Raw genomic sequence first — 12,777 nt, forward strand, 5'->3', positions numbered from 1 at the left:
CGATGCGGAGCACAGCCATGCGGCCGCGGCGCGCGCGGCCGAGCTGGCGGCCTGCGGCGAGGTACAGGCGCTGATGAAGGGCGCGCTGCACACCGACGAACTGCTCGCGGCGGTCGTGCCCAAGGCGGCGGGGCTGCGTACCGAGCGGCGCATCTCGCACGTCTACCTGATCAATGTGCCGACCTATCACAAGCCGCTGATGATCACGGACGCGGCGATCAACATCACCCCCGATCTGGCCGAGAAGGCGGACATCTGCCAGAACGCCATCGAGCTGTGGCAGGTGCTGTTCCCGGACGCGGAGCGCAAGCCCAAGGTGGCGCTGCTGTCGGCCGTGGAGACCGTGACCGAGCGCATGCCATCGACCGTCGACGCGGCGGCGCTTTGCAAGATGGCCGATCGCGGCCAGATCGTCGGCGGCGAGCTGGACGGTCCGCTGGCCTTCGACAACGCGATCAACGCCGAGGCCGTGCGCGACAAGCACATCGTCTCCGACGTGGCCGGCGATGCCGACATCCTGGTCGTCCCGAACATCGAGGCCGGCAACGCGCTGGCCAAGCAGCTCATCTTCTTCGGCGATGCCGACGCCGCCGGCATCGTGCTTGGCGCGCGCGTGCCGATCATCCTGACCAGCCGCGCGGATTCGCTGCGCACGCGGTTGCTGTCCTGCGGTGTGGCGATGGCGCTGGCCGCTGCGCGGCGCGATGGCCGCATCAAGTAGCGCCATGCGAACGCTGCTGACGCTCAACACCGGGTCCTCCAGCGTGAAATTCCGGCTGTTCGGCCTGGCGGCGGAGCTGCCATTGCTCGCCGGCGGCAAGATCATGGACATCGGTGGTCATGCCGTCTTCTCCGCGGCAACGGCGGGTGGGGATGCCGCGCCGGTGCCGCTGGCGGCGGATGCGGACCACGCCGGGGCGGTGGACGCGGTGCTCGCCTGGCTGGAGGCGGAGGGTTTCACGGTCGCCGCCATGTCCGCCGCGATCCACCGGATCGTGCATGGGGGCGAGCGTCATGCCGATCCCGTCAGACTGGATGCAGCGGTGATGGACGAGTTGCGCGGGCTGGCGTCGCTGGCGCCGCTGCACCAGGCGCACAACCTGGCGGCCGTCGACATCCTGGGAGAGCGGCACCCGGATATGCCGCAGTACGGTTGCTTCGACACCGCCTTTCACGCCCGTCACGACCCGCTTCATCACCTCTACGCCCTGCCGGCCGACGTGCGCGAGCGCGGCGTGGTGCGTTACGGCTTTCACGGCCTGTCCTACGCCTGGATCGCCCGCCGCCTGCGTGACGACTTCCCGCATCTGGCCGAGGGACGGGTCGTGGCGGCCCATCTGGGCAACGGTGCCAGCCTGTGCGCGATGCGGGGCGGGCGCAGCATCGACACGACGATGGGCATGACGGCCCTGGACGGGCTGCCGATGGGTACGCGCAGCGGCGCGATCGATCCCGGTGCGGTGCTCTACATGCAACGCGAGCTCGGCTACTCGCTCGACGCCGTCGAGGACCTGCTCTACAACCGTTCCGGCCTCAAGGGCCTGTCCGGCATCAGCAACGACGTGAAGACGCTGTTCGACAGCAACGCGCCGGATGCCGCGTTCGCGCTGCGCTACTTCGCGCTGCGCACCGCCCAGCACATCGGCTACATGGCCGTTTCGATCGGCGGTATGGATGGGCTGATCTTCACCGGCGGCATCGGTGAGAACGCCGCCAGCGTCCGGGCCGAGATTCTCGACCATCTGGCCTTTCTGCCGCCGTTCGAGCATCACGTGATCGCGGCGAACGAGGAACGCGGCATGGCGCTGGAGATTGTCGATCGCTACGGCGACCTCCTGACCTGAGTCCGGCAGTCCGTCTCAAGATCGGCCCGATATTCGCATCACTGCTGCGTTGCGGGGACGGGAACAGTGATGGAGAGCCACACGATGAGCATCAGGAATGTCCTCTGCGCAGCGCTGCTGCTGACGGCCTGCGACTCCGCGACCAAGCCGCCGGAGCCGGCGGCGGCCGAGTCTCGCCCCAATCTGCTGGTGGTGGAGGTCGATGACTTGGACCAGCCGATGTTCGATCTGATGCTGGAGGATGGCTGGCTGCCGAACATCCGCACGCACCTGGTGGATGACGGCGTGGTGTTCACCAACAGCTTTGTCTCGGACGCCGTCTGCTGCCCGTCTCGGGCCACCTACCTGACCGGTCAGTACGCCAACAACCACGGCATTCTGGGCGTGAGCAAGGGCGTCGCGTACTGGTACTACGGCGGGGACAACCGGGAGCCCCACGCGTTGCCGGTGCTGCTGCACGAGGCGGGCTACACCACTGCGCACATCGGCAAGTACCTCAACGGATACGGCATGTTCAACCGGTCGGATCACGTGCCTCCCGGCTACGATGCCTGGTACGGCCTGCTGGACCCGTATACCTACGACGTCTACCGCTGGAAGCAGAACGTGACGGTCGACGGCGAGACGCGAATCATCGACCACAGCGGTGAGGACGGCCCCTATCAGACCGATGCCCTGCGCGATCAGGCGCTGAGCTTTCTCGACGATGTCGCCGAGCCCGGCAAGCCGTTCTACCTGGCGTTCAAGCCGGTGGCGCCGCATGTGGAAACCCGCAGCTTCAGGGACTCCGAGGCACTCGGCTTTCGCGCGACGTTTCGGGAATGGATCCGCCCCGCGCCCCGGCACGAATGCCTGATCCGGCCGCTGCTGGGCAAGGATGCCAGGACCGAGTCCGACGCCGACAGCGGGCTTTGCGAACGCGAGCTGCCGGATTCACTGGCATTTCTTCGCGAGCGGCCATCCTTCAACGAGATCGACACCGGCAAGCCCGACACGATTCGCGAACGCGTGGAGCAACTGACGCAGGAAGGCGGCGATTTCCGGGCGCTGGAGCGCCAGCACCAGAGTCGCATGGCCTCCATGATCGCGGTGGACGACGCGATCGGCGCGATCGTGGACAGGCTCAAGGCGCAGGGGCGCTGGGACAGCACGCTGGTGGTGTTCACATCCGATAACGGCTACTTCCACGGGGAGCACCGACTGGATTCCAAGCTGCTGCCCTACGAGGAATCCATTCGCGTGCCGCTGGTTGTCCGCCCGCCCGGCGGGGCCGAGGCGCCAAGCGTTCCGGCCATCGCGCTCAACAACGATCTGGCGCCCACACTGGCCGACTACGGCGGGGCCAGCCCTCAGCGCGAAAAGGATCGCTGGGACGGTCGCAGCCTGAAACCCTGGCTGGAGGGCGAGTCCCCGGCGTGGCGCCGCCAGGTCATGGTGGAGCATTTCATCGAACTGACCGTGCTGGAGCTGGCGCGCGAGAAGGAGTGGTTCGGCAAGCTGACCGACGCCGTCGTCGCGCTGCTGGAGAAGGGGGCCGGGTTTGAGCTCGGTGCTCTGCGCAACATGGCCTATCCCGCGTACAAGGCGGTCCGCCGCATCGATCCGGAGACCGGTGAGAACGCGTTGTACGTGCAGTGGTACTCGAACCTGCGCAACGTCGAGCCCGAGGGGTGGGAGACTGACTTCGAGGAGTTCTACGACCTGACCGACGACCCGTGGCAGCGGCAAAACCTGCTGGCCGACGAGGAGCCACCGAAGGCGGTCGCGAAGCGGATCGAATCATTCAGATCCGCACTGGACCAGCTCAAGACCTGTGACGCGGAGGCCTGCGTGGAGGCCGAGAACCGCTAGCCGGGTCAGGACATCTTCGCGGCCAGGCGGACCGGCAGCCGGCGCAGCACCCAGCTGAGCACGGTCCAGGGCCATGTGGGGACGTACGCGGTGTGCGGCTCGCGGTTGATCGTCTTGACCAGGGCGCGGCAGCCGGTGTCCAGATCGACACGGAACGGTGCGTTCTTCAGGTCCGCGTTGATCGCGGTCAGGATGTAGCCCGGCAGGATGGTCGAGACCCGGATCGGCGTGTCCAGCGTGTCCATGCGGATGCCTTCGGCGAGCACGGCCACGCCGGCCTTGGTGGCGGCGTAGATCGCGGCCGGGCCCTTGAAGCCCCGGGTGGCGCTGACCGAGGACATCATCACCAGATGGCCGTCGTCCTGCTCCCGGAAGATTTCCATCGCTGCCTCGCATTGCGCCAGCGCCGCGACGAAGTTCGTCTCGGCCGTGCGCCGGTTCACGTCGAAGCGTCCTCTGCCGATCTCGGCGCCCAGGCCGATGCCGGCGTTGACGATGATGCGGTCGAGGCGGCCGAAGTCAGCCTGGAAGGCGCGAAACACGGAGAACACGGCGTCGTAGTCGCAGACATCCAGCGTGCGGACCTCCACGCGCACCTGCGGATGGGCGGCAGTGATCTCCGCCTTCAGCGATTCCAGTTCCGGCAGACGGCGGGCGCACAGGGCCAGGTCCGAGCCCTGGGCGGCGAACAGGCGTGCCATGCCGGCACCGAGCCCGGTGCTGGCGCCGGTGATCAGGATCGTCTTGCGCATCGTGAGTCGTCCGTGGGTTTTGAGACCGTTTCGAGTGTGCCCGACCCGGGGCGGGAATGAACACACGCGGCGATGTTGAATGACTATCGCTCGTCGAGTTTCGCGAGCACCTCGTCGTAGCGCCGGATCAGGAACCGCTCCTGCGCGACGAGTTCCTGGTAGGTGTAGGACATGCGTGTCAGCGCCACGCCATCGTGGTCCGGCGCGAAGGCCTCGCGCTCGCCGATCTGCTCGAGGATGGTGCGCCAGCTGGCCGCCACGCCAAATTCCGCGCCGCCGTATACCAGGGCGATGGCCTGCACCAGTTCGAAGTCGACACGGGCGAGCGCGTCGCGGGACAGCGCCGTGGTCCAGGCCTCGTCATGAAGATAAAGATCGCCCACGCCGTGCGGGGCGACGCCCGGCGTGGGCAGGTCGGCGCCGAACAGGGTCGAGAACAGCGGGGTGTCTGGCGGCGTCTTGCGCAACCGGGCCAGCGCGTCGGCGACCTTCTGATGGTAGGGAAGAATGCCGGCGACGGTTTCGCGATTGCCGCGCAGCTCCGCGGTGATGCGTTCCAGGGCCGCCTCGCCGCGGGCGACGGCGTCGGCATCCTCCCGCCAGGCCGTCACCATGAAACCGAGCACCACGGCGAACACGATCAGCGCGGCTTCGAACAGCGCGCGGCCGATCCAGGACCAGGTCCTGCCGTCGTCCGGACGCGTCCGGGTGCGTGTCCTGGCCTTTCGGAGATCCCCCGCCAGATTGATCTGCTTCACGCGCTGGCCGCCTTGGCCGCGGCGATGGCCTCGCCGCGGCGGCGCGCCAATTCCTTGCCGAACGCGGGGCCGCTGAAGCCGGCCTCCGCGATGGAGCGGGTATCCACCGCCAGCGCGGCCTCGTGCAGCCTGATCAGGTAGTCGGCCTGCGGATAGTCGCGATCCTCGAACCCGGTGCGGCCGCGTGAGTCCGCCTCGCAGGCCTGAACGAACTGGCGGACGCGCTCGGGCCGACGGTAGGCGTCCATCCGGGAGAACAGGCGTTGCACGGTGTCCGGTCGCAGCTCGAGTGCCCGGTGGGCGTGCAGATGCTCGCGGGTGACGACCACCGCCAGATCACGGCAGCTGTTCGGAACCTTGAGGCGCCCGCAAAGCTGTTCGACCAGCGGGACGCCGGCGGCTTCGTGGCCGCGGTGACTCGGCAGCACGTGCGCCGGCGTGATGCCCTTGCCGAGGTCGTGGCACAAGGCGGCGAAACGGACCTCCAGTTCATGCTCCAGGCGTGCCGACTGCGCCAGCACCATCATCAGGTGCACGCCGCAATCGACTTCCGGGTGATGCTTGGGTGGTTGCGGCACCCCGAACAGTGCGTCGATTTCCGGGAACAGCACGGCCAGTGCGCCGCAGTCGCGCAGGGTTTCGAAATAGCGCTGCGGCGCCGGTGACATCAGGCCGCGCCGGGTCTCCCGCCAGAGACGTTCGGCGGCCAGGGTTTCCAGCTCGCCGCTCGCGGTGATCGCGCGCATGACGTCCAGCGTCTCGTCGGCGACGCGAAAGTCCCAGGGCGCCAGCTCCGCCATGAAGCGGGCGGCGCGCAACACGCGCAGCGGGTCTTCGACGAAGGCCGGCGATACGTGTCGCAGCAGGCGCGCGTCGAGGTCATCGACGCCGCCGTAGGGGTCCACCAGCGCGCCATCATCGGTCCGGGCGATGGCATTGACGGTGAAGTCCCGACGCAGCAGATCGTCCTCGAGCGTCACATCCGGCGCGGCGTGGAACGCGAAGCCGTGATAGCCACGACCGGACTTGCGCTCGGTGCGCGCCAGCGCATATTCCTCCTGGGTGTCGGGGTGGAGGAATACGGGAAAGTCCTTGCCCACCGGTCGGTAGCCGGCATCCAGCATGGCCTGGGGCGTGCCGCCGACGACGACCCAGTCGCGTTCATGCACTGGTCGGTCGAGCAGGCTGTCCCGGACGGCGCCGCCGACCAGGAAGGTCTGACTCACTCGGCGACCTCGATATCCGGCTGGATGTCTCCCATCCTCTGGCTGACCCGCATCGGCTGGCCGGTCCGTTGCCAGTGGAACCCGGTGGCGTGCTTCAGCACCTTCTGCACGTAGCCGCGCGTGGCGTTGAACGGAATGTTCTCGGCCCAGATCGCGGTCTCCACGGGGTAGGCGGGTTTCCAGCGGTCCACGCGGTGCGGCCCGGCGTTGTAGGCGGCGGCCGCCAGCGCCAGGCTGCCGTCGTAGCGTTCCAGCAGCTCGGCCAGGTAGCGGGACCCCAGCCGCAGGTTCGTCGTCGGATCGTAGAGATCGGAGACGCCGCCGTAGCGGATCGAGTCGCGCCGGGCGACCTCGCGGGCGGTGGCCGGCATCAACTGCATCAGCCCCCGCGCGCCGGCATAGGAATGGGCGTCGCGGGCGAACAGGCTTTCCGATCGCGTGATCGCCCAGATGTCCTCCGGCGTGATGCCGAACTCGCTGGCCAGCGGGATGACCTCGTTGCTCCACGGCAACGGATAACGGATGTCGAGATCCGACCAGTACTGCGACTGCGCCAGGGTGATGATCGCCTGCTCGTACCAGCCCCAGGACTGGGCGACCTGGGCCGCCTGCATCAGATCCGATTTTTCCAGATTCTCGGTCACCGCCTTCCACTCGACCCGCGCCTCCCGCGGACGATCGATCAGGTACCACTCGCGGGCCCGTTCGGCTCCCGACAGCGACCGGAAGTTGTCCTGCACGTTGGCGCGCACCGGCGCTCTCACGTGATTCATCGCGTAGGGCAGGCTCAGTTCATCGGCGGCCAGATAGCCGTAGTAGCTGCGCTCCTGGGCGACCTCGCGGAAGCGCTTGCGGGCATCGGCGGGGTGGCCCGTGGCGACTTCGGCGCGGGCCAGCCAGTACTGCCAGGTTTCCTCGCCGCGCTGCTCCTCGGGCATCTCGCCGATCCAGGTCCGGACCTGCTCCCAGTCCTGGAAGTACATGGCGCTGCGAACCCGCCACTCGCGCGCCGACGGGCCGAGCATGTACCCCGGCACCGTGCGGAACATCGGGATCGCGCGCGCGTCACGGTCATAGGCCAGGCCCACGGCCACATCCCTGCGCGAGCGCAGCAGTAGCGTCTTGCGATCGCCAAACACCTCGGTGAACGGCACCAGCAGTTCCCAGGCGCGTTCCGAATCGAAGCGGGACAGGCGCTTGAACGCCTCCTCGACGATCGGTTCGAATGCCTCGGGCAACTCACGGGACTTCACCACCGATTCGATGTAGCGGGCCGAACCCTGGCGCATGGTCAGCCAGGCCTGCGCGTAGCCCTGGATCGAATCGTCGTCCGGCAGCTGGCGCAACAGGTAGCGGACCAGATTGGGTTGCCCGGCCTCCATCGCCAGCTTCGCCCGCTCACGGACCAGGCCGTCGGTGAGCTCGCCCTGTTCCTCAAGCCAGTCGAAGACCGGGTCGCAGGCGTCGGGCTGGCTCTGGCCGACCAGGTACTGGGCCTTGGCGTCGGCCAGCACGTCGGCTTTGGGTTCCAGGCGTGTCCGCGCGTTGACGTAGTGGCATTGCAGCGAGCCGCGGGACGTGGGCTCGTAGTACTGGTGCAGCCGCGCCCATTCGCCACGCTTGGGCAGGCTGTTCAGCCAGTCCGCGCGAAAATCCTTGGCCAGGGGCAGGGCGGCGTTGTCGTCCAGCCAGTCGATGATGGCGACATCGGTCTCGTCCCCGGGAGCCTTCCAGATCTGCCGGCGCAGGCGCTTGGATTCCAGATAGGGGTAGAGCGGGTAAGCCGCCAGTTCGTCGGGAACCTGCTCCTGTTCGCCCTTCTCGATCGCTTCGAGTACCTTGGCGAACTCGCCGCGCAGGACGTCGCTGGCGGCAAAGGCCGATGAGGTGAGGCACAGGCTCGTCGCGGCGGCCAGACACGTCCAGCCGAAGCGCCCGAGATGCCGTTTTGACGACGGTGCTGCCATAAGCCTTCGCTTGCCGGAACCCGGGGTCGTTCGGTGTCTTTCGGTCGGGTGTTCGGCAAGTTAACCGAGTGTGAACATTGCTAGGCATTCTACTGATCTATCTGGTCATGGGTAGCGTTGCAGGGGTCCTGGCGGGGCTGCTGGGCATCGGCGGTGGCGCCGTGCTGGTTCCCGGTCTGCTCGCCGTGTTCGCGTTGCAGAACATCGATGCGCCCGCCATGGTTCATCAGGCCATCGCCACCTCGCTGGCCTGCGTGGTGTTCACCGCGCTGTCGTCGATTCGCGCCCATCACCGCCATGGCTCCGTGGACTGGCCGCTGGTCGGGCGTCTGGCGCCGGGGCTGCTCGTCGGGTCACTGCTTGGCGCCGTCGTGGCCGATCAGATCAACGGTCTGGTGTTGCAGCGCATCTTCGGTGTCGCGGCGCTGCTGATCGGCCTGCGAATGATTTTTCAGCGTGGCACGGAAGGGCGCGCCCTGGCGCTGCCCGGTGCGCCGGCGCTGACCGCGATCGGCGGCGCGATCGGTGGCCTGTCGGCCCTGATCGGCATTGGTGGTGGCTCGCTGACCGTGCCGTTCCTGTCGGCCTGCCGCGTGCCGATGGTGCGGGCGGTGGGAACCTCCGCGGCCTGCGGGTTGCCGATCGCGCTGGCCGGTGTCACCGGCTTCGTGCTCACGGGCTGGCACGAGCCCGGCCGGATGCCGCACAGCATCGGCTATGTGCTGTGGCCGGCGGTGGTCGGCATCACGATCGCCAGCATGCTGGCGGCACCGCTGGGTGCCCGGCTGGCGCACTGGCTGCCGGCCCGGCAACTCAAGCGCGGTTTCGGCGTGCTGCTCTGTATCATCGGGCTGCGTCTGGCGCTGTCCGCCTGAGCGGATCGGGGCGGCGCGCAATCGACGCTTCGGCGCGACCCCGCTATAGTCACCAATTCCCTAGGGAGAACGGTTGATGGGGCGTCAAAGCAAGACAACACGGGAGACCAAGCGCCTTGCCGGTGTTCTGGTCGTGGCGATGCTCGCCGGCTGTCAGACCACGGACCCCTGGGGCACCGATGTCGGCGAATGGAGCGATGCGGAGCCGGGCTACCCGACCTACCTGACGGCCCGTGAGTACGAAGATCGCCAGCGCGCCACCAACGGCGTACCGCCGCCCCCGCTGCGGCAGCCGGCCAACCCCCTGACGGCGCTCGAACGCCGTGCGTTCCCCAATGAGGTGGTCACGGATGCTCCGGCGTTCGAGGTGCAGAGTTATGCCCGTCAGCAGGAGCAGCTGACCGCGCAGCGGCTGGCCGAGCAGAGTGCGATCCGGGCGCGAGAGGCGCGTCGGGAATCCTTCTTCGATCGGCATCTGGCTGGCCAACCTGCGTCGATGGCGCGCGCCACCATGCCGACGACTACCCAGACCACGCAGCCGGTCGCCTATCGGCGTTCGGACATCGTGCGCCAGCCGTTGCAGATGGCCGATGCGGCACCGGCGACATCGATTCTGCCGTCGGCCGATCAGGCGGATCGGTACTCGGTGACCGGGATTCCGCCAATGCCGGCCGCCCGCGCCGGCGAGTGCTACGCGCTGGTGCGCAAGCCGGCCGAGTACCGGACGGTGCGCCGGCAGGTGGAAACCGCATCCGGTTATGAAAAGCTGGTGACGCAGCCCGCGCAGGTCGTGACCGAGTCCAGGCCCGTCGTCGTGCGCGAAGCCTACGAGGAGATGCGTTCCGTTCCGGCGCAGTTCCGTGACGTGACCGAGCGCGTGCTGGTGCGGCCGGCCCGCATGGTCTGGAAGCCGGGTCGTGGTCCCGTTGAGCGGATCGACCACGCGACCGGCGAGATCATGTGTCTGGTCGAGGAGCCGGCGCAGTATCGCACCGTGACCCGACGGGTCATGGTCAAGCCCGCCGAGGTCCAGCGGGTGCATGTGCCGGCCGAGGTGCGCAACGTACCCGTGCAGCGTGTGGTGCAGCCTTCGCAGACGCAGCGGGTCAGCGTGCCGCCGCAGTACGGCACGGTCGAGACCGAGGAACTGGTGCAGGCCGCGCGGCTGGAATGGCGTCCGGTGCTGTGCGAGACGAACATGAATCGCGACACGATTCGCCGCCTGCAGCAGGCGCTGAAGGCGCGCGGATTCGAACCGGGGCCGGTCGACGGCGTGATTGGCCGGCGCACGATGGAAGCGGTCAACGCTTATCAGCGCGCCAACGGCCTGCCGGTGGATCGCTATCTCAACCTGGAAACGGTGCGATCGCTGGGTGTGGGCTGATGCCCGTCCGGCTCAGTCGGTATTGAGGTAGGCATCGCGGATCGACTCGATGCGCGAGCGATTCGTGCCCAGGTCCGAGTAACCAAGCCGGGAACAGGAGCGGACGTGAACCACTCCCTCGTCCGGTGTCGGCAGGAATTCCACATCGTCCACGAAGCCCAGCAGCGCCGTCGTGAATTCGGCGTGCAGATAACCGGGTTGCTCGGTGATCAGTTCGGCTTCCGGCCATTCCAGCAACAGGTCCACCAGACGCTGCATGCTTGCCTGCACCGTGCCGCGCAGTGGCAACGGGGCGATGGCATGGCGTCGGGTCGTCGCCTGGGAGGACACGCATTTTGGTGCGCGAGGGCACTCGGCCAGACGGCCATCGTGGACACCGAGGTTCGACGGACGAGGGCCGGCGAGCTTCAGCAGGGGCATCAGCAGTCTCCGCGTCTCGCTCTGGGGCCGGGACGGGTTCGGGGCCCCGTGGGGCAGGTGTTGCCATTGGAGGCATCGCTCTCGTCAACGATGTACCAGCGATCGGGCTGTCGTGTCGAGAGACGCAGTTCCGCGGCCGCGCGGTCGTACTGCGCGGCGTAGGTCTGCGACAGGTCATCCGGGGTGGCGTAGCCGCGATCCAGCGAGTTCGCCGGCACGGGCAGGCGCAGTGCCTGCAAGTCCTCCACCGCCAGCTGCGGCTGGCCGCCGCTGCCAACACGCGCGATCACCACGCCGCGCGGCTGGCCGTCGACAGCGATCATGACTTCCTCCTGACGCGGAGTCGTGTCGTCGGCCGCCGGCAGCGGGGTGTCCAGCGCGTCCGGCCACGGCAACACATGCTGCGGTTGCGTGGTTCGCGCGATGGTCGCGCCCGGTCCGGCCAGCTGGGTCGGCTGCCGCTGCGCGGGTACGGGCGCCGTCTGCAGCGGGCGGGTCTCGAAACTCGGGGTCATGTCGGTGATCGGCGCCACGGCGGGGCGTGTTTCCGAACGACTGATGCCCGGCGTGCGGTGCAGCGCCGGGTCCACGCCGGTCTGCATCAGCAGCTGGCTGCCGTCGACACGGGCCTGGACGGCGGGGCGCAGGTCATTCAGCGGGTAGAAGTAGCCGGACTGCGGAACCTCGTCACCCGGCCCGAAGCCGAGGCCGGCGAGGCGCGCGCCATCTCCGGAGATCAGTGTCTTGCCGTCGGCGGTCACGATCACCTCCGCCTGTCCACGCAGCGAACCGTTCATGACGATGTCCAGCACGCCGTCCACGCGGTTGCCGAAGCTGCTGGGTGGCTGCACCGGTTCGGCCCGTCGCTCCTGCACGCGCTGGTCCAGCGGTTCGTTCAGGATCAAATACCGCCAGTCCGCATGCGCCGGCATCGCAAGGGTCGCGGCCGCTCCAAGAGCCCAGACGATTTGTTTCATGTATATCAAGCGCTTCCAGCAATGCCCGGCAGTGTATCAGTCGGCTGTCGTCGATGTTGTGCACAATGGCGCCAGGCCCTCCCGGGCCGGCAGAATAATCACTTCCCGATTCTGGACCGTCGATGGCATTTGCCCGTTTCAACCGAATTGTTCGTCTTGCCCGGGTCGGGTGGCTGGTGGTCGCGATGGTTCTCGTCGCCGCCTGCGATTCCACCGGCGGGTCGTCGACCTCACCCGATCCGAGACTGGTCAATGCCCTGAAACGCGGCGTGAACCTGTCCCACTGGTGGACAGGCCCGGAGCCGAACCCCGTCATCCGATCGCTCTACGCGCTGGGGCCGTCGGACTTCGCCGCCATGCGACGCGGCGGATTCGGTCATGTCCGCATTCCGGTGGACCCCGTCCGGGTGTTCGATACCGAGCGACCCACGGTGTTGCGTACCGACGCGGTGAAAACGCTGCGTGGTGATATTCAGGCCGCCGTCGGTGCCGGTCTTGCGGTGATCGTGGTCATGCAGATGGACTCGGCGGCCAAGCAGCGGTTGTTCGCCAGCGGCGGCGCCGTCGAGGCGTTCGCGTCACAGTGGGCGCAGCTTGCCGCCGCACTGTCGGAGTTTCCCGCGTCCGGTCTTGCGCTGGAGGTGTTGAACGAGCCCGAAACCGAGAACCCCTGGGCATGGGGACGGATGCAGCGCGGACTGGTCGAGACGATCCGACGGGCCG

At 67.9% G+C, this 12,777-nt stretch carries 12 protein-coding genes; 6 read left to right on the top strand and 6 right to left on the bottom strand.

Annotation, left to right across the window (positions count from 1 at the left end; all coding sequences use genetic code 11):
- From ABNS06_RS10265 to ABNS06_RS10275, 3 genes are all read left to right on the top strand, one after another.
- Positions 1-721 (top strand): bifunctional enoyl-CoA hydratase/phosphate acetyltransferase (locus tag ABNS06_RS10265; RefSeq protein WP_348674429.1); only part of this gene is annotated, 721 nt, incomplete at its 5' end.
- Positions 722-725: 4 nt separating this feature from the next.
- Positions 726-1,844 (top strand): acetate/propionate family kinase, encoded by a 1,119-nt coding sequence (locus ABNS06_RS10270; RefSeq protein ID WP_348674430.1) that lies wholly within the window; start codon positions 726-728, stop codon positions 1,842-1,844.
- A gap of 84 nt (positions 1,845-1,928) precedes the next feature.
- Complete coding sequence (locus ABNS06_RS10275; protein ID WP_348674432.1) at positions 1,929-3,695, top strand: sulfatase; 1,767 nt, start codon at positions 1,929-1,931, stop codon at positions 3,693-3,695.
- A gap of 5 nt (positions 3,696-3,700) precedes the next feature.
- On the opposite strand, the gene ABNS06_RS10280 is transcribed toward ABNS06_RS10275, so the two are convergent.
- The 4 genes from ABNS06_RS10280 to ABNS06_RS10295 all read right to left on the bottom strand — a co-directional run bounded on the left by ABNS06_RS10280 (position 3,701) and on the right by ABNS06_RS10295 (position 8,398).
- Positions 3,701-4,447: an SDR family oxidoreductase gene (locus ABNS06_RS10280; RefSeq protein ID WP_348674434.1), complete on the bottom strand. Its 747-nt coding sequence runs from the start codon at positions 4,445-4,447 to the stop codon at positions 3,701-3,703.
- Between the two features lie 83 nt (positions 4,448-4,530).
- Positions 4,531-5,205: a hypothetical protein gene (locus tag ABNS06_RS10285; RefSeq protein WP_348674436.1), complete on the bottom strand. Its 675-nt coding sequence runs from the start codon at positions 5,203-5,205 to the stop codon at positions 4,531-4,533.
- Positions 5,202-6,431 carry a multifunctional CCA addition/repair protein gene (locus ABNS06_RS10290; protein WP_348674437.1) on the bottom strand — a complete coding sequence of 410 codons (1,230 nt, stop codon included), beginning with the start codon at positions 6,429-6,431 and terminating at the stop codon, positions 5,202-5,204. The genes ABNS06_RS10285 and ABNS06_RS10290 overlap by 4 nt, the downstream gene beginning before the upstream one ends.
- Positions 6,428-8,398, bottom strand: coding sequence for a transglycosylase SLT domain-containing protein (locus ABNS06_RS10295; protein ID WP_348674439.1), 1,971 nt, complete (start codon positions 8,396-8,398; stop codon positions 6,428-6,430). Before ABNS06_RS10295 ends, ABNS06_RS10290 begins: the two co-directional genes overlap by 4 nt.
- A 77-nt stretch (positions 8,399-8,475) precedes the next feature.
- On the opposite strand from ABNS06_RS10295, the gene ABNS06_RS10300 reads away from it, so the two are divergent.
- Positions 8,476-9,273: a sulfite exporter TauE/SafE family protein gene (locus ABNS06_RS10300; RefSeq protein ID WP_348674441.1), complete on the top strand. Its 798-nt coding sequence runs from the start codon at positions 8,476-8,478 to the stop codon at positions 9,271-9,273.
- A gap of 76 nt (positions 9,274-9,349) precedes the next feature.
- Positions 9,350-10,657, top strand: coding sequence for a peptidoglycan-binding domain-containing protein (locus tag ABNS06_RS10305; protein WP_348674442.1), 1,308 nt, complete (start codon positions 9,350-9,352; stop codon positions 10,655-10,657).
- Between the two features lie 12 nt (positions 10,658-10,669).
- Here ABNS06_RS10305 and ABNS06_RS10310 read toward each other — a convergent pair whose 3' ends face one another.
- Together ABNS06_RS10310 and ABNS06_RS10315 are read right to left on the bottom strand one after the other, a co-directional pair.
- Entirely contained in the window at positions 10,670-11,077 is a 408-nt protein-coding gene (locus ABNS06_RS10310; protein WP_348674444.1) for a DUF1499 domain-containing protein, read from the bottom strand.
- Positions 11,077-12,054, bottom strand: a complete 978-nt coding sequence (locus ABNS06_RS10315; RefSeq protein ID WP_348674445.1) for a hypothetical protein — start codon at positions 12,052-12,054, stop codon at positions 11,077-11,079. Before ABNS06_RS10315 ends, ABNS06_RS10310 begins: the two co-directional genes overlap by 1 nt.
- A gap of 122 nt (positions 12,055-12,176) precedes the next feature.
- On the opposite strand from ABNS06_RS10315, the gene ABNS06_RS10320 reads away from it, so the two are divergent.
- The coding region (locus ABNS06_RS10320) for a cellulase family glycosylhydrolase (RefSeq protein WP_348674447.1) at positions 12,177-12,777 on the top strand (601 nt) is incomplete at its 3' end.

The sequence above is a fragment of the uncultured Abyssibacter sp. genome (assembly GCF_964000955.1).
Classification (GTDB): Bacteria; Pseudomonadota; Gammaproteobacteria; order Nevskiales; family OUC007; genus Abyssibacter.

Bases quoted from the DNA above. Each gene is read 5' to 3' on its own strand.
- ABNS06_RS10270 (WP_348674430.1), top strand. From the start codon at position 726: ATGCGAACGCTGCTGACGCTCAACACCGGGTCCTCCAGCGTGAAATTC.
- ABNS06_RS10275 (WP_348674432.1), top strand. From the start codon at position 1,929: ATGAGCATCAGGAATGTCCTCTGCGCAGCGCTGCTGCTGACGGCCTGC.
- ABNS06_RS10280 (WP_348674434.1), bottom strand. From the start codon at position 4,447: ATGCGCAAGACGATCCTGATCACCGGCGCCAGCACCGGGCTCGGTGCC.
- ABNS06_RS10295 (WP_348674439.1), bottom strand. From the start codon at position 8,398: ATGGCAGCACCGTCGTCAAAACGGCATCTCGGGCGCTTCGGCTGGACG.
- ABNS06_RS10305 (WP_348674442.1), top strand. From the start codon at position 9,350: ATGGGGCGTCAAAGCAAGACAACACGGGAGACCAAGCGCCTTGCCGGT.
- ABNS06_RS10310 (WP_348674444.1), bottom strand. From the start codon at position 11,077: ATGCCCCTGCTGAAGCTCGCCGGCCCTCGTCCGTCGAACCTCGGTGTC.
- ABNS06_RS10315 (WP_348674445.1), bottom strand. From the start codon at position 12,054: ATGAAACAAATCGTCTGGGCTCTTGGAGCGGCCGCGACCCTTGCGATG.